General features: G+C 47.3%; 16 protein-coding genes. 4 read left to right on the top strand and 12 right to left on the bottom strand.

Features of this window, described 5'->3' with window-relative positions:
• Positions 1-10: 10 nt before the first annotated feature.
• Together ACMVP2_RS00660 and yiaK are read right to left on the bottom strand one after the other, a co-directional pair.
• Complete coding sequence (locus ACMVP2_RS00660) at positions 11-1,576, bottom strand: hypothetical protein (protein ID WP_416866289.1); 1,566 nt, start codon at positions 1,574-1,576, stop codon at positions 11-13.
• A 331-nt stretch (positions 1,577-1,907) separates the two neighbouring features.
• Positions 1,908-2,912: a 3-dehydro-L-gulonate 2-dehydrogenase gene (gene yiaK / locus ACMVP2_RS00655; RefSeq protein WP_416866288.1), complete on the bottom strand. Its 1,005-nt coding sequence runs from the start codon at positions 2,910-2,912 to the stop codon at positions 1,908-1,910.
• Between the two features lie 187 nt (positions 2,913-3,099).
• On the opposite strand from yiaK, the gene ACMVP2_RS00650 reads away from it, so the two are divergent.
• The gene (locus ACMVP2_RS00650) at positions 3,100-5,649 is read left to right on the top strand and encodes a zinc-dependent metalloprotease (protein WP_416866287.1); all 2,550 of its coding nucleotides are present in this window, start codon (positions 3,100-3,102) and stop codon (positions 5,647-5,649) included.
• A gap of 166 nt (positions 5,650-5,815) precedes the next feature.
• Positions 5,816-6,211, top strand: a complete 396-nt coding sequence (locus ACMVP2_RS00645; RefSeq protein WP_416866286.1) for a cupin domain-containing protein — start codon at positions 5,816-5,818, stop codon at positions 6,209-6,211.
• Positions 6,212-6,400: 189 nt separating this feature from the next.
• On the opposite strand, the gene ACMVP2_RS00640 is transcribed toward ACMVP2_RS00645, so the two are convergent.
• The 3 genes from ACMVP2_RS00640 to ACMVP2_RS00630 form a co-directional block, all read right to left on the bottom strand.
• The gene (locus ACMVP2_RS00640; protein WP_416866285.1) at positions 6,401-6,817 is read right to left on the bottom strand and encodes a DUF3592 domain-containing protein; all 417 of its coding nucleotides are present in this window, start codon (positions 6,815-6,817) and stop codon (positions 6,401-6,403) included.
• A gap of 119 nt (positions 6,818-6,936) precedes the next feature.
• Positions 6,937-8,394 (bottom strand): hypothetical protein, encoded by a 1,458-nt coding sequence (locus tag ACMVP2_RS00635; RefSeq protein ID WP_416866284.1) that lies wholly within the window; start codon positions 8,392-8,394, stop codon positions 6,937-6,939.
• Positions 8,395-8,432: 38 nt separating this feature from the next.
• Positions 8,433-8,939: a hypothetical protein gene (locus ACMVP2_RS00630; protein WP_416866283.1), complete on the bottom strand. Its 507-nt coding sequence runs from the start codon at positions 8,937-8,939 to the stop codon at positions 8,433-8,435.
• A gap of 657 nt (positions 8,940-9,596) precedes the next feature.
• Between ACMVP2_RS00630 and ACMVP2_RS00625 the strand changes: the two genes are divergently transcribed.
• On the top strand, positions 9,597-9,929 hold the full coding sequence (locus ACMVP2_RS00625; RefSeq protein WP_416866282.1) for a PadR family transcriptional regulator: 333 nt from the start codon (positions 9,597-9,599) through the stop codon (positions 9,927-9,929).
• A 1,218-nt stretch (positions 9,930-11,147) separates the two neighbouring features.
• Positions 11,148-13,769: an ABC transporter permease gene (locus ACMVP2_RS00620; protein WP_416866281.1), complete on the top strand. Its 2,622-nt coding sequence runs from the start codon at positions 11,148-11,150 to the stop codon at positions 13,767-13,769.
• Between the two features lie 134 nt (positions 13,770-13,903).
• Here the strand turns inward: ACMVP2_RS00620 and ACMVP2_RS00615 are convergent, their stop codons facing one another.
• From ACMVP2_RS00615 to ACMVP2_RS00585, 7 genes are all read right to left on the bottom strand, one after another.
• Positions 13,904-14,125, bottom strand: a complete 222-nt coding sequence (locus ACMVP2_RS00615; RefSeq protein WP_416866280.1) for a DUF4287 domain-containing protein — start codon at positions 14,123-14,125, stop codon at positions 13,904-13,906.
• Positions 14,126-14,129: 4 nt separating this feature from the next.
• Positions 14,130-14,603: a nucleotidyltransferase gene (locus ACMVP2_RS00610; RefSeq protein WP_416866279.1), complete on the bottom strand. Its 474-nt coding sequence runs from the start codon at positions 14,601-14,603 to the stop codon at positions 14,130-14,132.
• Complete coding sequence (locus ACMVP2_RS00605; protein ID WP_339793488.1) at positions 14,600-14,812, bottom strand: hypothetical protein; 213 nt, start codon at positions 14,810-14,812, stop codon at positions 14,600-14,602. The genes ACMVP2_RS00610 and ACMVP2_RS00605 overlap by 4 nt, the downstream gene beginning before the upstream one ends.
• Positions 14,813-15,386: 574 nt before the next feature.
• Positions 15,387-16,031 (bottom strand): hypothetical protein, encoded by a 645-nt coding sequence (locus ACMVP2_RS00600; RefSeq protein ID WP_416866278.1) that lies wholly within the window; start codon positions 16,029-16,031, stop codon positions 15,387-15,389.
• 109 nt (positions 16,032-16,140) lie between these two features.
• Positions 16,141-17,031 (bottom strand): glycosyltransferase family 2 protein, encoded by an 891-nt coding sequence (locus tag ACMVP2_RS00595; RefSeq protein ID WP_416866277.1) that lies wholly within the window; start codon positions 17,029-17,031, stop codon positions 16,141-16,143.
• Positions 17,032-17,092: 61 nt separating this feature from the next.
• Positions 17,093-18,427: a lipopolysaccharide biosynthesis protein gene (locus ACMVP2_RS00590; RefSeq protein WP_416866276.1), complete on the bottom strand. Its 1,335-nt coding sequence runs from the start codon at positions 18,425-18,427 to the stop codon at positions 17,093-17,095.
• A gap of 23 nt (positions 18,428-18,450) precedes the next feature.
• A complete protein-coding gene (locus tag ACMVP2_RS00585) occupies positions 18,451-19,929 on the bottom strand; it encodes an O-antigen ligase family protein (protein WP_416866275.1) in 1,479 nt (492 codons plus the stop codon).
• Between the last annotated feature and the right edge of the window lie 26 nt (positions 19,930-19,955).

Below are 19,955 nucleotides of genomic sequence, written 5' to 3'. Positions count from 1 at the left end.
AGGAACCCCTCTACCTGAAAGAGATTTTGTTGATAAAAAATACCCGTCTGTAATAACCTGCTTCCTGGCTGCGGAGGTTTTCGATGTCACGGACGCCATAAGTAAAAAAGGTCATACCATACCATCTCGAAAGGTTCCCCGGCTGATTTCTGCCACCCCAGGCTTCATCGCCTTCGACGCTCAACGAAATGTCGTTGAATGTTTTACCCTCGATAATTTTATCCTCCTTCAATATTTTTGAACGGATCGTGTTCTCAAAAGCATACACAAGCACAGTCTCGTCACCAGACGTGGCTACATTCACCACGTCCTCAAGATTGGAGTTGTCCACGTCGTTGATCTCAAAAGAGCCATCCCAAAGTAGTTTTCCTGATTGATCGAACGTAATCACTACCGAATGGGTGTATTTGAACGAACTGAAGGCAGGGCTGTACTGATGACCAGCAAGCCCTGGCGTGGGAACACTGGCACTATAATTAGCAAGTGCGTAGCTAGGATAGCCTGTATTGTAGTAGACTTCTCCAAACAGTGTATAGTAGTCGCCATTTTGAATGATATCGTGCAAATTTAGGCGGTAGTGGAACTTCATTTCCTGACCGTTTGCTTTTTTGAGATCAATTTTCTTTTTCATCCGCCGTTCTTTGCTCGCCGACAAATAAGAAAAAAAATGATCCAACTCTCCATAGTCTATATATTGGATACTTTGTTGGCTGCTGTTGCCAAGCCTTGCGATGTAGATACCGCTCGAGTAGGTGAGTCTTTTGTGCGCATATGTTCCTGCCACAAACTGCCGATCCAGCTTTAGGTTAGTTGGTGCGCCGTTGAGCAGACTCTTCGACTCATCTGGCTCCAGGTGAATATTTCGCATCATATCACCACCTTCCGAAAAGGACCTTACAGAGACAGTTGTTCGCAAATCAGGCATTCTTTCCTTCATCGTTACAGTGAAAACCCTTAAGCGGTCGTCAGTAGTAATCCGCAGAATCTCTCCATATTCGTCGTAGAATCCGGGAATGATCTGCGGCCGTTTATCGACAAGGTTGTACCTGAAGATAAAAGCCTTGTAGTCGGTTTGTACGCCGAGAAGTACGGTGTTACCCAACACGTGAAGTTCCGTAGGTACAACGGGAATTACGGTATTGATATAGAACCGTGAGGTGTCGCCCCGTTGAAGATTCACCCTTAGGAGTACCAACTCCTCTTGCTTGTAGTCTTCCTGCCTGATAAGATAGTTGACAAAGCCGGGTGAGTAGTCGTAACCTATGATCCGGGTGCCAAATGGCAGGTACATGTCTCTTTGCCAAACCGTGGACAGCGCAGTGTCGAGCCGTATGAATTCCCATAGATAGCCCTCTTTCTCTTTGTTTTCTGTTTTGTGGCAAAGTGAGATACCTTCTTCCTGGCATCCTGTAACGATGTAGTCCTGGTAGTTGCCATTTTCAATTTCAAATTCAACTCGCCCAGGCTGTGTAATCAGTTCGCTGACTTGCTTTTCTTTTTTCGGGTGAAAAAGCTGTGCCATAGTGCCGCTGAGCGGGAGCAAGCAAAAAATAACGAGCGTTGCCAGTTTATTCATGTGTATAAAATTTGTTTTTCAGCGGCCACCGGTTCGCCGGAGCGATGGAATAGCTCAAATCCGTTTGAGAATGAAAATCACTTGCTCTACGACCTTATTCATTTCCGCTGGGTATGGTACCCCTTATGGCTATTTCATCTGCTGAGGTCTTTTGTTAGCCGGTTAAAGAGACTGAACAATACAATAAGTTCACTCAAAATGTGATAAAAGTCAAGCTTTGTTTCGAGGCTTTTGAACGTGTGGGTAGCTCGAATTGACTCGGAGCCCTGGTTTGTAATCTTTAGGCCTTCACGCACCCGTTGCCAACAGTACCCAGTGGGCAAGAGCTTGCCTACCCCAAAAGCTCCAGCACAGTTTGCCAAACTTCGTCGCTGACGGGTATCCCATCTTTGAGGTTGCTGGCCCTGTTTTGCAAGACCCTTTCCCCCGGGTAGAAGGTGCTGTCGCCCGGCTGCATAGGTTCCACGTTGTGCGTGTAGTCGATGATTTCATTGAGGAGTTTTTCCTGCAGACTTTTGTCATTGAATACTTCAGGGTAGATGCACAGAAATACCTGTGAAATGCCAGTTTCATACTCCCTCAAGCTTACCCTGTAGGTGGAATCTCCTGCCGACAGCAGTGTGGCCAGCATGTCAAGGATCATCGACATCGCAGATCCCTTCCAGTAGCCGATGGGCAACCCACGTTCCTTTGCCAGGATTTTTTCAGGGTCGTTCGATAGCTCGTCGTCGTCGTCCCAGCCTCCGGGAAAAGGTAGCTTTTCGCCTTTGAGTTTGTAGTCGTTGATTTTGCCAAAAGCAAACTGAGACAAGGCCATGTCCAGCACCACGTGCCCCTGCTGCCTTGGTATGGACACAACGAAGGGATTGTTACCTGTTCGGCTGTCTCTACCGCCCCAGGGAGGCATGTTGGGCTGCGTATTGGTAAAAAGGATAGAAATGCAACCGGCTTCCGCAGCCTGCCAGCCGTAGGTGCCACCTCGCATCCAGTGATTGGTGTTGCGCAACGCTACCAGCCCCATGCCATGCAGTTTGGCCAGCTCAATGGCCCGGTTAGTGCACTTTGTCGCATTAATGACGCCGGAGCCAAAGTGGCCATCCCACCGTTCGATGCTGCCAAAGGTTTCTGCTTTTTCGGCTTCGGCATCTACTTTCACCAGCCCTTTTTCTATATAGTTGATGAAAAGGGGCACCCGGTTGATGCCATGAGAGTTGACACCGGATAGCGTGCTTTCCGTATGCACCTTCGCCAGGATCAGTGCTTTTTGTTTCGAAAATTGGTATTTGATGAACAACTGGTAGAGCACTTCCTGCATTTGCCCTGATGGTATGCGCATAGCTTTTTCTGACTTTTGTTAGCGGTGATTCCAGGGCTTTGAGACATCCGAAAACCCTGAGAAAACCCTGAGATTGTAGCCCCCAAGATACAATTCCCGGCCTCTTTAAGTAAAATATGGTAGCGACAAAAAGACTTTTGTCGCTATCTTCCCCCCTTCAAAATAATACTAATCAAATTAACCCATAATGAAGAGATTACTATCACTCATGCTGGCAGCTGTGCTCGCCATAGGCTTAGGCACCGCCAACGCTCAGAAATCCAAGAAAAAGAACAAGGACAAGGACACAGAAAAGGTAACGCCCGCCAAAAAGGACGATGACAAAGACAAGGGCCCGAAGCCTTATGCAAAGTTCATCGACAGCACTTTTACCACAAGTAAAGGTTTGATGACGGTGCATCAGAAGAAAGACAAGTATTACTTCGAAATTCCTGAGGCGCTTTTCGGCAAGGAGCTGATGGCGATTACCCGCTACACAAAGACTGCCGCCGGCGGCGATGTGTTTGGTGGTGAAGAGGTAAACGAGCAAGTAGTAAGGTGGGAAAAAGGCCCCGACGACAACATCCTGCTGCGTTCCATTACCTATGTGATGATGAGCCCCGACAGCCTGAGTCCCATGTTTCGTGCCGTGGACAACTCCAATGCAGCGCCTATCATTGGCGCATTCAAAATAGAAGCGCTGAAGAAAGATTCTGTCTATTTAATTGATGTTACCTCGACTTTTGATGGCGACAACCAGGCCTTTTCGGTTGACCCGAGAACGAAGCAGGAATACAATATCTCCAGCATCAAAAAGGAAGCATCGTTCATTGAAAGAATATCGACTTACCCGACCAATACAGAAATTCGCACGATAAAGACCTTCGGCGTCAATCCACCCAAGCGGGAGTCGGGGCCGTCGACAGGGCCACGCACCACCTATTTCCCGGCTTCGGTAGGGGTGGGAGTGGTCACGCTTGAGTTGAACACCTCGTTTGTACTGCTGCCTTCCAACCCTATGCGGAAGCGACCATTCGATTACAGGGTGGGTTATTTCTACAACCAGTACTCGCTGTTTGAAGAAGAGTCGCAAAAAGCCGATGAGGATATTTTCGCAGTTCGCTGGAGACTGGAACCAAAAAATGCTGAGGATGCCGCCAGGCAAAAGAAAGGTGAGTTGATAGAACCAAAAAAGCCCATTGTTTACTACATCGACCCTGCCACGCCGGAGAAATGGCGTCCATTCCTTAAACAAGGCGTCGACGACTGGAATATTGCTTTTGAGGCTGCCGGGTGGAAAAATGCTATCAGGGGAGAATACTGGCCTGAGGACGATACCACGATGAGTCTTGAGGATGCCAGGTACTCTGTGATTAGGTATTTTGCTGCCGATATCCAGAATGCTTATGGCCCCAATGTGCACGACCCAAGGACGGGTGAGATCTTAGAAAGTCATATCGGGTGGTATCACAACGTGATGCGCCTGCTACGCAACTGGTACATGATACAGGCAGCGGCAGTCGACCCAAAGGCACGTTCCAAAGAGTTTTCCGATGAGCTGATGGGCCAATTGGTTCGTTTTGTGTCATCGCACGAGGTGGGACATACGCTGGGTCTTCGCCACAACATGGGGGCCAGCTCAGCCACGCCGGTGGAGAAGCTGAGAGACAAAGACTGGGTGGCGCAAAACGGCCATACCTCTTCTATCATGGACTACGCCCGGTTCAACTATGTGGCGCAGCCTGGTGATGGCGTTACGGATTTGTTCCCAAGAATAGGCGACTACGATGTTTGGGCGATCAAGTGGGGTTATAGCTACTTCGGCGACGATGTAACAGAGGAGCAGGCAAAAGCCACCCTGAATGCGTGGACGAAGGAAGCCTACAAAAACCGCAGGCTTTGGTTTGGAACCGAAATAAGCCCTTATGACCCCCGCTACCAAACAGAAGACCTTGGCGACAATGCCATGAAGGCCTCGGACTACGGCATTCAAAACCTGAAAAGGCTGATGCCGTCGCTTATTGAGTGGAGCGCTGAGGATGGAGAAGCTTACAAGGAGCTGGAAGAAATCTATAGAAACGTACTTAGCCAGTACCGCCGCTACATGGGCCATGTGATCAAGAACGTTGGTGGTATTTACGATTCGCCGAAAACCTACGACATGGAAGGCCCAGTGTACGAAGTGGTGCCAAAGGCGCTGCAAAAAGACGCCATCAACTTCCTGAGCAAACAACTGTTTACTACGCCCACCTGGCTGATGGATCAGTCGGTGCTGAACAAAATCAAACCGGAGTCTGGTGTGGAGTCTGTGTCGGCGCTGCAGGAGTACGGCGTTACCAGGCTGCTGGAAGGCGACCGGCTGGTGCGGTTGATTGAAACCAGTGCTCAAAGCCCCAATAACTATTCCGTGAATGACCTGTTCACCGATCTGTCTGCCAGCATTTTGTCTGAGGTTCGTTCCCGCAGCAGCATCACAGTGAGTCGCCGCAACTTGCAGAAGATCTATGTGGACGAGCTGATCAAGCTGCTGGAGCCGGGTGATGTGAATGTTCGCTCTATCCCCAACGGTGCTGGCTATGCTTTCGATACCCGCAAGGTTGATCTCGGGCAGACCGACGTACCGTCGTTGGCGAGAGGGCATTTGGAGAGGATCAAAGGATGGCTAAGCTCAGCTGCCACCGGTTCAGCGGATCAGGTAAGCAAATACCACATGGCTGACTTGAGAAAACGCATTGAGCAGGCGCTGGATCCGAGGTAAGGAATACGAGAGTAAATAAGAGAAACCGTTCTGATCCGTGATATACGGGCTTGGGCGGTTTTTTTGCTTAGATAGATATTTCAGGGTAATACAGCTGTAGTAAAATGACACTAACCTTCCAATTTGTTTTAAATTGACCCTAGACTCAAACTAAAGAGAGTTAACTATGGAAATCAAAAAAGCAGGGTCGCAGGCGAGCAGCAAGGGGTCAGCAGACTGGTTTACCGGCGAAGTTCGTGTTGATCCGTTGTTTCAAGCTGTAGAACCGGCACGAGTTGCTGGAGCCAGCGTTACTTTTGAGCCCGGTGCCCGCACCGCCTGGCATACTCATCCATTGGGACAAACGTTGATCATTACTTTCGGCTGCGGTTGGGTGCAGAAGGAGGGAGGTCCGGTGGAAGAAGTTCGGCCTGGTGATGTCGTCTGGTTTGCCCCCGGCGAAAAGCACTGGCATGGGGCTACCGCCACCACGGCGATGGCACACATAGCAGTACATGAGCAACTGAATGGCAAAGCAGTCGACTGGATGGAGAAGGTAACAGAAGAGCAATATCAACGATAATGGGGAGGGGTCTCTCCGAAAAGTTTTTTATCGGGTCACAAACCCTTCGATAGGGCTTCGGAGTTGCAAATTCCGAAGGGCGGTTATGCTGTTCGATATAACGCTGGATTTGAATACATCATTATTCCGACTTCGGCTTTCCCGCTAAGCGGTGCTATTCGGAACATGTCGAGGAGTGAGTTGTGGGTTTTAATGAACACTTTTAAGTAGCTCAGTGACATCCAATATCTCTAAAACTCCAAAAATAACGCCACACAAGCCAATGACAACGAGAAGCCTGGGTAAAAACTCGAGCATAATCGTTGAATCGATTTCAACATTGCCAAGATCGTCTGGGTCATAAATAATATCCACTTTGCCACCTTCAGCCCTTTTGGGCTTGAAGCCAACGCTCAATTGCTGCGTGATCCACTCTTGCTTGTCCGTCAAGAATTTCACGATAGGATAATACACGCCACCCTGCCTGGTAGACTCAAAGTGGTTACCCACTATAGTTGCTTCAGCCTTTTTTCCGTTGTTCAACAGGTAGTGCACCTTCTGCAAACAGACGGCTCCTCCCGCCAAAACAGCGAATGAAACAACGAGGATAATGATTTCAATTAACACAAGGCTGATTTTCCGGAGTAGTTATTGTAGTCAATATACTGCTGGATTTAAGATTAACCATTGCCAGAACTTTATACTCGCTGAGTAAGAGGTCGAAGAGTGATGTAATCTTTTTTAGCTTACCCCATTCCTTTGTATACACTGTATGAATAACAAGTTCCAGAATTTGTAATGGCGTCATAAAGTTGCTCATAGTAGTTAATGTCTACAGTTCTCCAACTTAGCCAACCAGCATCGTCCGTAAGATCGTCGTAGTTATAAATCACACATACAGTCTCATTATTCTCAGATTTAATTAAAGCAAAATCATTTCTTAAATAGCTGCTTGAGCCTTGTGGATCGTATTTCAATATTGAAAGGTTTGCTAATACTTTTTCTTTATCTTCTTCTTTTATATTCTTGAACAAGTTTGAAAAATTTCCTTTTTCGTTTTCAATAAATATTCTTTTGTTCACCTCCTTTTGAAAGATAAGTTTAACCTTATCTTGATTAATTAGTAGTTGAATATAATGTTCGCTGCAAACTGCAAATGTTTTTCCAAGATCATATACTTGGCTGAAGCTATCGAAATCTTCAAAAAGAATTTTGCGGGTTAAGAGGTTGCGATTTAAATGTGGAAACTTGCTCAGAAAATTATCAATTAGCTTTGGTGTGCTCTCGAATTGTAATTCTGCGTCCACGATTGATCGTATGTTTTTTCGATCAGTAGAGAGGATTTTGCTCCTCAAGTCGTTTAGATATAAGTTATATTCCCAAATAGTAATCTCGCTATGTCGCCAAACAGTTTCAGTTACGATATCCTCCTTCTTATAAACAGTATTTTGCCATCTCACTTCTTCAATCCCTAACAGTGTTTTTTTTGTACTGCTCCACCCCCAAATGAGCCAAACATCAATTGCTCTCAACATTTTGTTACTGGATAGCGACAAGTTAAAATTCTTTTTTAACTCACTTTTTTTTGACAACATTCTAGCAATGTTTCGCCCGTACCCAACTCTAACGATATTCCAGCGAAGGTTTAGTTCAGCACCGAATTGAATGGAATCGACATCGGAGACCTCAAATTTACTTTCCTTGCTGACGTCGGAGGAATTACTGATTAATAATCTTTCCTGGCGATCAAATAGAGCAACTCTAGCGTTTGGTTCCGCTGCATGATTTAAAGAGTTGATAAGACGATTTATTTTCTTGTTAAAAAAGACTCTGATTGCTAGAAACAAGATTACAGTGCTAAGTCCGGCAAGTACAGCCGAATCTGTGTATATGGAACCAAGCACCGGAAAGTATATACCCAAAAAAGAATGCCTTTTGGGCACGTCGATAAAGAGATCAAGGCATAGCGTATAGGGAATGCCTTCACTTTGGAAATTATAAAAAAAAGTTCGTATTAGGTTAGTCTTATTCTTTGCGTCGATGTCAGAATAGGCATAAGTCAAGCCGAAGTCAGAATTTTCAGTAACAAATGATCTTGCTGTATTGCTATCTTTGGCAGATGCTTTAAACCACTCTCTCGAAACGATCTTCTGGCCTCCTAAATCTTCATTTAGGCTAGCGTTTTCTCCAGGATAAATATACAAAAACAATGAGTTTCTATTTGCAAGGTAAATTCTATGAGCTACCAAATTCGAAAAGAATTATCTCCAATTTTTGAAAATATCATTCTTGAATAGCTATTCAGATCACATATTGTATTGTCTTTCACCCATCTAGTTAATACTCTATGGAGCTTACTTGCTATGTCAATGTCTTGTGGTTTCAGGCTGTCAATATTTACTACGGATCCGACCTCATAGTTAATATAGGAACTGCCTTTTCGGTTAGGATGCTGCCATATGCCACATTTCTCAGCCAACGGCGGAGATGCCTCAAAGCTTTCTTGATGCTTTGATCTATCACGTTTGATCTCATTGTGAATATCCTTGAAGAATTTTGGCATTTGAGTCTTAAATAGGTCATCCACTTCTTGAAATCCCTTCTCTTCAAGTGAACCGACGTACCAACTGTCAGAAATTATCCTCGACCTTTCGATCAGCTTTTCAAGCAATATCAAAAACACCGAGTATGCTACTATAAAAAGGAATGAGTAGACTACGATTCTGCAGAAGGAAACAATCGCATTCATAATTTATCAATATTAGAATTCTATTTTTTTGGAACGAAACCCAGAAAAAAGGCTAACGATTTAGAAATATAGATAAAATAGCAATTGCGTGAAATACCTTGTGTATCATGCGTTGTTCACATAAACGATATTTTATTTGTCCTGTCCCGGCGGCACCTACACACCGTACGAGATCAATTGTCTCCATTTAAAAGAAGAGTGAGTCTTACCCTGCGTGAAATCACAGGAACCAGCCATTAGTTAACGCAGTGGTTCAAGTTATGTGACAACGGCCTTTGATTTAGTAACTAATCCACCACGACTATCATGTGAGCATTACGTTGACCGTGACGTTCAAAGAGATTTTGACTACAGTAAATAGATTTGTTAAGTTATCCACAACTCGATCTTATCAACAGTCGCATCCTTCGGTATGTGTCGAAGAGATGTACAACTTTTGTAAAGAAGAATCGTATCCCGTGAATATTTAAAAGACTTTCTTAATATTACATCGGCAAAACCGAATCTAATATTCCCTTTACCCGTAAACCATTGTCATTAAATAGCCACAAGGAATACCATACCCGAACGAAAGGAATAATGCCCTAAACCAATCGAAATATCATTCGGAGACGGTACTGGCTATTCCATGTGACCATTGAAAACCGATTTATACACATGAAAGGAACTTCCATAGGAGAATTTGAAGAGCTCTGCCTGCTGGCGGTAGGGGTGTTGTACCCTGAGGCCTATGGGCTTTCTATCAAAGATGAAATAGAAAACCGTACAGGCCGGTCAGCCACCATCAGCACCGTGCACTCCACGCTCATCAGGCTGGAAGAGAAAGGTTTCCTGCAATCTGAAATGGGCGGAGCCACTGAGGAAAGAGGAGGGCGTACCAAGAGACTTTTCGAATTAACAGCGTATGGCAAAAACGTAATCAACGAGGCTCGGGAGTTGAGAAATGGGATGTGGCAGGATATTCCGAGGGTGATTTGGGAGGGGAAGTAGAAAACAGTATGTAGTAATCGGTAAATAGTAAGAGAGTGAAGGGACGGCCCGCCTACGCTAAAGCTTCGGCGGGCAAGGAAGACGGGAGATAGCTGCGCAGGCGTCGGTACGGCAGGGATGGCATGTGTGAGGGGAGCCGTCAGCCGCCGGGTTGATAGAAGTAGAAGTTGAGAGTGGGGGGAATGGTAGGCAGTAAGAGGGTGAACAGATGGAAGTTTGAAGACAGAAGTCCGAAGACGGGAGACAGAAGTGAAGGGAGGGAGAGTGCCCGACTACGCTAAAGCTTCGGCGGGCAAGGAAGACGGGAGATAGTAGCGCAGGCGTCGGTACGGCTGGGATGACAAGTGGGCAGGCAGCTGTCAGCCGCCGGGTTGATAGAAGAAGAAGTTGAGAGTGGTAAGTAAGTTAGGAGACGGGAGACCTAAGTGAGGAGACGGAAGTTTGAAGACGGGAGAGGGAAGTGAAGTCTACGCCAGAGGCTTCGGCGGACGACCCGCCTACGCTAAAGCTTCGGCGGGTGAGGAATATTGTGCATCCTTGGTGGCTTCGTGCCTTTGTGGCGATGAAGACCCACCTTGAGGAGTTGGAAATAGTGAAGGCAAGGAGACGATAACGGCAACCATCCGGCGTCTGACGGCTCTTTCAGGGTGGCTAGTTGGCCGTGCCGACACCTAACGAACCTGGTCCACCTTTACGGGGTAGCCGATCCGATACCTGATTTCAAGTCCTGAGGGGGCGCAATAAAAGAAGGATGGCGGTGAAGCCCCATCCTTGAGAAGTGTGAAGCCCGGCGTGAAGACACAGCCGGGAACAAAGAGTTGGAAATAGTGAAGGCAAGGAGACGATAACGGTAACACCCGGTGTCTGACGGCTTTTTCAAGGTGGCTAGCTGGCCGTGCCGACACCTAACGAACCTGGTGTCGACCGCCTTGTACGGGGTAGCCGATCCGTTACCTGATTTCAAGTCCTGAGCCGGGCACCCCTGAGGGGGCGCAATAAAAGAAGGATGGCGGTGAAGCCCATCCTTGAGATGCGTAAAAGCCCGGCATGAAGACAAAGCCGGGAACAAAATTGGTTACAAGAGAAAGTCGGACTGTCGGACAGTCAGAGAGTCTCTAACGCAGTAAAGTAAACGAGACTGAAGACTTTGCGCCTTAGTGCTTCCCCCTCACGGGGATTTGCGAGACAAAAAAATGAGCCTGCGGGAAAATATAAAACATGAAACAACAACAACCACCTCAATGGATCAATCGCCTGCTCGACTGGTATTGCAGTGGGGAATACGCCAACGAGATCCGTGGCGATTTGCTTGAGCTGTTCGACCGCTGGGTGGAGGACAAGGGACTTTGGAAGGCACGCTGGCTTTATGTGGCCAATGGACTAATGTTCCTGAGGATGTACAACGCACGAATAAGGAAAACTCAAATAAAGACTAATCAAACGACTATGATCGCCCATTACCTCAAAATCGCTGGCCGCAACATGGCCAGGCAGAAGCTGTATACCATGGCCAATATTGTCGGATTGTCTGTCGGTATCGCCGTCAGCCTCATGATCTTCCTGCATGTAGACAAGGAACTGAGCTACGAAAAGGCTTTTCCAAAACATGACAATATCTACCGCCTGGCCGCCACCACCTGGGCCAAGTCGTCGCCCACGCAGGGGGAAGCTTTTAAAGCCTATATGCCGGAGGTGAAGGAGTTTTGCCGCTTTGCAGACTTTGGTGGGGAGCTTACTGTGCTCAATGTGGGCGAAGACTTCTTTGACGTCGAGCATGTGTACCTGGCCGATCAATCAGCCATCGAGATGTTTGACTATCAGTTTGTAAACGGCACTGCGGAAGGCGCCCTCACCCGGCCTGGTACCACTCTTCTTACCGAGTCGCTGGCGAAAAAGGTGTTTGGAACAGACAATCCGATAGGCCAAACCATCGAACTGAATGAGAGCGATAAGTTTGAAGTGACCGGCGTGATCAAAGACCTGCCAACCAACTCTCATATTAAAGCCGAGCTACTGGTTTCCATGCCCACTTTTATGAAATGGGTAGATGCCGATTGGTACAGCAACAAAGGCTGGATGGTTATGTACACCTATGTGCTGTTCGACAACCAGCAGCAAGCCGAAAGCGCCATGACCAAAATGCTCGACTTTCAAATCGACTACAGGCAAATTACAGAAGAAGGAATGGCAGAGGTAAAGGCGGAAAATTTCTTCTATGAGCTTATGCCGTTGACCGACATCCACCTGGAGTCAAACAAGATTCAGGAGATGGGCCCTAACTCCAGCGCTACTTATATCTATATTTTCATCACGCTGGCAGTGTTCATTACTATCATCGCCTGCGTTAACTTTGTCAATATCTTCGTCACCATCTCCATGCGCCGCATCAAGGAGATAGGCATGCGCAAGGTGATGGGTGCCAAACGGGGACAGCTATTGCAGCAGTTTCTTGGCGAGAGCATGCTTACGTCGGCGCTGTCGGCGCTCGTAGCTTTGGTGCTTTGCGCCATTGCTATGCCGTTTTACAATTCCCTGGCGGGCTCAGGCATTGAGGCCGTGCAACTGCTGGAGCTGAAATACCTGGCCTTTGTGGCGGGCATTGTGTTGCTGATTGGCCTGCTGGCGGGGGCGTATCCTGCGCTGGTTGTATCGGGTTTTACGGCAACCAAAGCCCTTTCCGCCAAGCGGGATGCCCGCACCAGTGGTGTATCAGGTTTCCGCAAAGGGCTCGTGGTGTTTCAGTTTGTGCTGTCGCTGTTCATTATCATCAGCACCGTGGCAGTGACCGAGCAAATGAACTTTGTGCGTGACAAAGACCTGGGTTTCTCTGCCAGTCATGTGGTGGCAGTGAAAACTTACGGCAAAATGAAAGAGCAGCTGGTGGAAAACAGGGAGAGCCTGTTTGCCCGGCTGAAGCAAAACCCAGCGATTGAGGACGTGAGCCTGTCTTCGAACCTGATGGGCGATCAACTGAGTGTGGAGGGGTTCCGTCTGGCCTCCATGGATCCGGATGCTGACTACCCCTCGGTCAATGTGCTGCGGGTAGATGAGGGCTTTCTCAGCACGCTGGATATTGAGCTGCTGTCGGGGCGTACGTTTCAGCCGAAAGCTGACACAGGAGGTGTTTACATCATCAACAAAAAACTGGCCGACCTGTGGGGGATAGAAAACCCCGTGGGAGAGATGGCCGAGCAGATGACAAGGAATGAGCGAGGGCCGATTATCGGCATGATCGACGATATTCATTACTACTCCCTGCACAGGGAGGTGGAGCCGCTGGTGATTGAGTACAAACCATGGTGGACAGGCTATATGCTGGTGGAAATCGACGCAGAGAATGTACCGCAAACGGTCGCTTACCTCGAAAACTTTGTGCAGGAGGTAGCCCCAGCCAGCATTTTCCATTATCGCTTTCTCGACGACCGCATCGATGCACTCTACAAAGAGGAGTACAGCATGTTTAAGATTTTCAGAGTATTTTCTGTGCTGGCGATTATGATTTCCTGCATTGGTCTGCTTGGGCTGGCAGCGATTGAGGTGCAGCGTCGCACCAAAGAGATCGGCATCCGCAAGGTGCTGGGGGCCAGCAACCAGGGCATCCTGGGGCTGCTGAGTCGGCAGTTTGTGGTGATGGTGGGTATTGCTATTGCCCTGACCGTACCCCTAAGCATCTATGCTGTAGGAGAGTGGCTGGCCAACTTCGAGTATCATATTAGGCCTGGTGTGCTGACCTATCTTCTGCCATCCCTGTTTTTTATCATGCTGGCGTTTGCGATGGTGGGCTTACAAGCATTCAGGGCGGCAACGGCTAATCCGTCGGATAGTTTGCGGTATGAGTGACCCACCTACGCTAAAGCTCCGGTGGACAAGGAAGTGGGAGAGCGGGAGAGTTAGGAGTGCGAAAGTGAATTGAGTTGGACAATCGGACAGTCAGACAATCAGATACTACCTGTAGTTGGGCGTGTCCAAAAGTCTTATTTTTTTGGGGAAGCCACCCAGTCCTTCGATTTAAACACTGCCCAAATGGCCATGGAGTGCCCGTGTCCAAGTTCATAGTTCTGTTTCAACCAGTTAACCAAATCAGTGGCCTTCATATCAGGCGACAGCAATCCGTCATCCTCCAGCTCTTTCTTAAAATCTTCGGGGCTCTTGCCTGTTTTGGTTTTGATATTGTCGATATAAGCTTGAAATGACATATTATTAGTTTTTCTTATTCTTTTGAATCTTTTGCAGCATTTCTATATCTGCCTGATCCTGTGGACGTCCGGTATTAAGTTTCGACAAGATGAGGTGGTTGAGGTGCAGAAACGGAATCGTTATGTTGTCGAGGTTAGCTAACACTTTTTCTCTATTAGCTGTCTCGTAATCGACAAGGTTGATTTTGGTAAGAAAATCAATCCGTTCTGGTACGTCACCAATCTTAAAGAAAACTGTCTGAGCGAAATCTAATTGGGCGAGTTCCTCCAGAGAGTCCTCTTCTATACCGTACGATCTGAGTGCCTTTAGCAGCTTGGCTTTATTGGTATTGTCGGGCTTCAGCCAAATGTCAATATCACCAGTAGTTCTCGCATATCCGTGAAAAATGACCGAATAGCCTCCAATAATAATAAAATCTACCTCAGCATCTGTCAGGCACTCAAGTAGCTTCTGGTGAGACTCTACAAAGAGGTTCATTCGCCCCTTATAATTTCAATGCTGGTGGCACGCCCTCTTTTCAAAAGCTGCTCCCTTGTTACTCCGTGCGCTCTTAGGGTAAGGTCAACTGTGCTTTTGATGCGTTGATAGGCAGAGGTGGCAGCCATATCCTGAATGTCGGATGCGTTCATTTGCTCGAATGAATCGAGGATGGTGATTCGGTTTTTCTTTTGAGTAGGGGTTGGCATTTGTTCTTTTAGAGATATTTGTCTTTCTGATTGCGGCTATTGATCATGATCTCAAATAACCCTGCTGATCTCTTTGTAATGCAATTTAAGGTTTTGAATGGATGTTTGGTTAAAACGATAGGTTAATTATAGATCCGCTGAGGTATGAGTAGCCCGGCGTGAGGATAAATCCAGGGACAATCCCGCCTACGCTAATGCTTAGTCGGACGACCCACCTTCGCTAAAGCTTCGGCGGACCAGAAAAATTGTGTGCATCCTTGGTGTCTTCGTGCCTTAGTGGCGATGAAGTCACATTGTTTAGGAGTTGGCAATGGTGAAGATAAAACGGATTCGGTAAAAAGCGGATCAAGCGGAAAATCTGGGAAATTACACTTTAAGCCCAAAATTCCGAGTAGTCATAAAAAAGCAAAAGGTCCAAGCCTATCCCGGCCGGGCGAGACGCATTGAACCAGTTTTGCTTTTTTATTTAGCCACAAACAAAACATTCAATCCCCAGAAATACAGATTGATCCTAAAAAGCCGGTGTCTGACGGCTCTTTCAGGGTGGCTAGTTGGCCGTGCCGACACCTGCGTTTCAATCCCTGATCCAAACCAAATTTACCGGTGTGCGGCTTTCTTTGGTGGCCAGGTCTTTGAACCCACTCATCATTTTCATAGGCCCGTCGATGGTGAAGGTGTCTTCCAGCAATGAAGGGAAATGGCTTGGATTGGTGCGGTAGGTGTAGGTTACATGAGTTGAAAGCTCACCATTTCTGGAGAAGCTCCATTCCCGTTCAGGTACGTTTACCCGGGTCATGGAAGTGGGTGCCTTTTCCTCAGGCGACGACCGGAGGTTCACTGTCACAGTTTTAAAGTCAGGCGTGTGCTCGAAAGTCGCCAGTGTCACCATGTCCCGGTTGGGAATTGGCCATGGCAAATCGATCACCTGATAAAAGACAAGAGATTTTTCGTGGTGATACTTTATAAGCTCGCTGCTCTTCATACCATCCATGAAATCGGTGTGGAATTCATTATTGTACAGGATGTTGACGCATGTTTTGACGCTGGCCGGTACCGTGAAAACGGCCATGAAATTCCTCAGTGTGTCGCATTTTTGGTCTGATTCATAGAGCGTAATGCCATTAAGTTCCTCCAGCACAGTCCAATGAGGCTGGGAATGGCAGGTAAAACCGATAAGAAAAAGTGTTGTAACCAGGCTATAAAAAAAATATCTAAGCATTATATGTCAGTATTGTATCTCAGCATTGCAGCATCAAGATACAAAATTCAAAATAAAAAAGGCACGCTCAAAATGAGGTGCCTTTTCCCTAAACCTACTCTAAAACCACTCAAAACATTTTCTTGTGTACTTTATTGGCATTCCAAAACTTTGGATAAAACCTGATCAGATCCCACCACCAGATGAAAGTCAGGGCCAATCCCTGAAACATCAGCTTCGGTCTTTTCAGGTACTTAAACCTTGTTTTGAAGTAATACCATTGTGTCTTTACCATTACCTCCCAGTAGATGATTTGCCAGGGTGAGGTGCCTCTGTTTTTCCGGTAGCTTTCCGGGTCCTTGTAGAACAGGCGGAACTCACTCTCCATGATCTTCATCCTTTTGGAAACCTTCGTAAAGGTGTCCATGCGGGGTGGGTGATATACAAGCATATCAGCGCAGAATCCAATCTCTCCGTTTTTCTGTATTCTCCAGGCCAGGTCGGCGTCTTCGTTGTGCGGAAAAGGAAATTCCGTGTCGAATCCGCCAATGGCGTCCAGAGCACTCTTCAGGTAGGCAGCGTTACAGGTAGGAACGCTTTTGTTGCCCTGAGTATTATCTATCTGGTGTGTTAGAGGCGTAATTTTGTCTTTGTCAGTAAAAGTGCTTCCCTGCAAACCCACTATGTTGCTATTCTTAAATTGAGCATCAATCGTACATAGCCAGTTTTGTGAAGGAATGCAGTCGTCGTCCGTGAAGGCGATTATTCTTCCTTTTGCATACTGAATCCCTAGATTTCTTGCCGCAGCCGGCCCCTGGTTTTGTTGGTTGAAGAACCTTAGGCCAATGGTGCCAAAAACAGAGTATTCTTCAAGCAATTCAACCGTTCCGTCGGAGGAGCCATCGTTGATCACAATTACCTCGTAAGACAGATGGCAGAAGTCCTGGCGGCTAAGTGCATCCAGTGTTTCTTTTAGAGAATCCTTTCTGTTATAGGTCGCAATTATTACCGAAATATCCATAGCTAAATTCTTTTATGTCTTAGAGTGAGGGCGGCGTATCCCGCAGTCGCTGTTAGCTTCTTCATTTGATCACCTCCGTCGCTTTTAATGGAGTTTCTGACTTTTTCAGTAGCCCCAGCACTTTTCCGGTACTTCTCACGTAGATACCCGGAATTTTTGCAAATGTGGAAACGATGCTGATGTCAGCCTCTTTTTTGAGTATTGTGCCAATCCAGATAAATCCCCCCAGCTCAGTAATGGCCATAGAAAGCGGGGCTCCCATCAGGCCCATGTTGCGCATGAGAAGGTAGCCAATGCCGATATTCAATATGCTGTTAACCAGCACAATGCGGAAGGCCATCTGAGGTTTTCCCATGGCAGTCACCATGCTGCCAAAGGCTGCGCCAAAAGGCGTTATGATGGTAGCCAGCAGAAGGTAAATGGCTAGTATGGACCAGGATTGTCTGTATTCTGGGCCACTCAACAATTCCAGAATAAAAGGCGATAAGAAAACGCCCGTCAGTGCAAATGGAATGGTGAAGGCCAGAAGCTGGGCAATAGAATCTTCGAACGTATGTTTGGCTGCTTTCAGGTCGCCTTTGTTCACATGCATTACCAGGCTGGGGAAAAGGATAGACTGGAAGGCGTTGTTAGGCAAAAGGGCGATTTGTGAAAAACGTTGTGATACCCCAAGGAAAGCCGTTTGCTGCAGGCTAAGGAGCGCACTGGAGTAAAACAAGCTGATTCTTGATGATACCGCTGAAGTGGCTTCTCTCAGCATGGCAAAAAAGCCAAAATGGCGGATCAGCTTCAGGTTTTCTTTTGCCGTGGTCGACTTGATGATTTGCTTGTAGGGAAGGAAGAAGGAAGCGAAAATGCCACCTGCTATGCTTCCGGCTCCCATAGTGGGCACCAGGTAAATGACTTCCGCTTTGTTCAGGTAGAGCAGAACGAACAAAACGATAATGGTGCAAAGGTTAAGTAGATTAGTAATAAATATCTCTTTGATCTGCAATTGGCTTCTCAGGAAAAAAACCTGCCAGCGAAACCATGCATTCGGAACGGCATATAGTGGGTAGAAAAGCATAAACTTCCCCAGCGTAGTACTCAGGAAAAAGCTTATCGCCACAATAATGAGGCTGGTGACGAGTTCGAAAGAAAGCATCACGGTCAGGTTGGTCTTTAGCGAGCTATGGGCTGAGCTACCAGTAATGCCAGCGGTGCTTTTCACCATGGCCGACTGAATGAGGGCATCTCTGAGGCTGCCTGCCATGGCAAATATGGCGATGAACAGGAACCATGCTCCTGTGTCTTCGGTACTATACATCCGGGTGATGGCTGCGACCAGGCCTATGCCCAGGGCGAACTCAATCCCGTTGTTTAGTAGTGACCATATTTTGTTTCTAAATGAAATCATTAGCAAGTAAGCCTTTCATTGAATTATGATTCAAATTTAGCTTGCTCGGCTTGCTCTTTCTGGTCAAAATCGATGGATCGAAACATAATGGCGGCAAATAGCCAGAAAAGCACGCTCATTGGGAAAACGCCTACGACCTCCTGCCCCCATTCTACGACGAGTAGCGGGGCTATGGCGCAGATCATACCGGAAACAATCGCTTTGTAGCGTTTATTCTTCATTTTCCAGAAAAGGAAGGTGCCTTTTACAAGAATATTGTAGTACACATTGAGAAAGAAAAGCAAGCCTATCCAACCCAGCTCTACCGCCACACGGATCAAACCTGAGTCAGGGGGGAAGTTGGCCAGAAAGGTGCCGGGAGAGAAGCGCTGCCCCCAAACGCCTGTGGAGCCCAGGCCGCCGCCAATGGGGTGCTTGAGGATCCAAGGGAAAATGATAGCCTTGTTGCGGGCACGGGTTTGGTAGGAGGCGTCCTCTGATGCCTTAAAGGTGCTTTGTATACGCTGGATGTGGTAGTTGTTAGTTGGCATTACGGCCACCGTCACCATCAGTGCACCGGCAAAGATTACTGAGTAGTAGAGCTTCTTGTTTCTTGAGAGCACCACCCACGCAAAGTAGAATATGGGAATGATGACATAGGCAGACCTGGTGCCGGAGTATACCATGCCCATCAGGGTGGCAACGAAGGTGGCCAAAAGAAAGAGCCTGGTGAATGTGCCTTTAAAGGCTGTGAGCAAAGCCACGCAAAGCATGGAAATAAAGGCCATTAATATCCCGAACTGAGCCGGGGATCCAATACTCCCAATCGCCCTCCAGCGCCCGTAGTTGAAAACGAGGTGCATGACGTCATGCCTTACTACGTAATTGTATTCCCAGCTAAAGTAGCCAAAGTTGGCCTGCCAGATTCCCCAGCTAGCCGAAAACAGCGAAAGCCCAAGGATGACAAACAGTAGCCTGTACATCTTTTTGGGCGTGGTGAGCATGTCGTACGTGAGGAAGAAGAGCATCAGGTAGCCAACTGCAGGCCTTATCACAAAGAACCAGGCCTGCCGGGATGCGGCCATGGGATTGAACAGTTCGAAGACATTCATGCCGGCCCACAACAATATGGAAATACTGACTGGACTTGAAAAGGTACTCCAATCCATGTTGTATGTGCTTCGGTAGAGCACGCCCACCAGCATGGTTACGATCACCACATCGAGCAAAATACCCATGGGAATTCCTTCAAAGAGCCTGTTGGGGATGCTGACAAAAAAGGCCAGCCCGAGCATGATATAGATGCCTATTTCTGTTTTCCAAAGGGCCGATACGCCCACTGGCAGTGCGACTACCATCACAATGATGCCCAGTGCAACGATGATGCCTTTCGCCACCATCAGCTTGGCAATAACGGGCACGAGACAAAGCCAGAATACCCACTGCATCCATGAAGGAATACCTCCCTCACCCCGGATGAACCGGCCAAGAATAGTTCCTGAAGATGGAGAGAGGTTTTTCATTTATCTGGCATGAGATGCCTCCTGAA

The sequence above is a fragment of the Imperialibacter sp. genome (assembly GCF_048007035.1).
GTDB lineage: Bacteria > Bacteroidota > Bacteroidia > Cytophagales > Cyclobacteriaceae > Imperialibacter.
Note: the sequence above shows the minus strand (reverse complement) of the source record. Positions and strands in the feature narration are given on the sequence as shown.

Bases quoted from the DNA above. Each gene is read 5' to 3' on its own strand.
- ACMVP2_RS00660 (WP_416866289.1), bottom strand. From the start codon at position 1,576: ATGAATAAACTGGCAACGCTCGTTATTTTTTGCTTGCTCCCGCTCAGC.
- yiaK (WP_416866288.1), bottom strand. From the start codon at position 2,912: ATGCGCATACCATCAGGGCAAATGCAGGAAGTGCTCTACCAGTTGTTC.
- ACMVP2_RS00650 (WP_416866287.1), top strand. From the start codon at position 3,100: ATGAAGAGATTACTATCACTCATGCTGGCAGCTGTGCTCGCCATAGGC.
- ACMVP2_RS00645 (WP_416866286.1), top strand. From the start codon at position 5,816: ATGGAAATCAAAAAAGCAGGGTCGCAGGCGAGCAGCAAGGGGTCAGCA.
- ACMVP2_RS00630 (WP_416866283.1), bottom strand. From the start codon at position 8,939: ATGAATGCGATTGTTTCCTTCTGCAGAATCGTAGTCTACTCATTCCTT.
- ACMVP2_RS00625 (WP_416866282.1), top strand. From the start codon at position 9,597: ATGAAAGGAACTTCCATAGGAGAATTTGAAGAGCTCTGCCTGCTGGCG.
- ACMVP2_RS00620 (WP_416866281.1), top strand. From the start codon at position 11,148: ATGAAACAACAACAACCACCTCAATGGATCAATCGCCTGCTCGACTGG.
- ACMVP2_RS00615 (WP_416866280.1), bottom strand. From the start codon at position 14,125: ATGTCATTTCAAGCTTATATCGACAATATCAAAACCAAAACAGGCAAG.
- ACMVP2_RS00610 (WP_416866279.1), bottom strand. From the start codon at position 14,603: ATGAACCTCTTTGTAGAGTCTCACCAGAAGCTACTTGAGTGCCTGACA.
- ACMVP2_RS00605 (WP_339793488.1), bottom strand. From the start codon at position 14,812: ATGCCAACCCCTACTCAAAAGAAAAACCGAATCACCATCCTCGATTCA.
- ACMVP2_RS00600 (WP_416866278.1), bottom strand. From the start codon at position 16,031: ATGCTTAGATATTTTTTTTATAGCCTGGTTACAACACTTTTTCTTATC.
- ACMVP2_RS00595 (WP_416866277.1), bottom strand. From the start codon at position 17,031: ATGGATATTTCGGTAATAATTGCGACCTATAACAGAAAGGATTCTCTA.
- ACMVP2_RS00590 (WP_416866276.1), bottom strand. From the start codon at position 18,427: ATGATTTCATTTAGAAACAAAATATGGTCACTACTAAACAACGGGATT.
- ACMVP2_RS00585 (WP_416866275.1), bottom strand. From the start codon at position 19,929: ATGAAAAACCTCTCTCCATCTTCAGGAACTATTCTTGGCCGGTTCATC.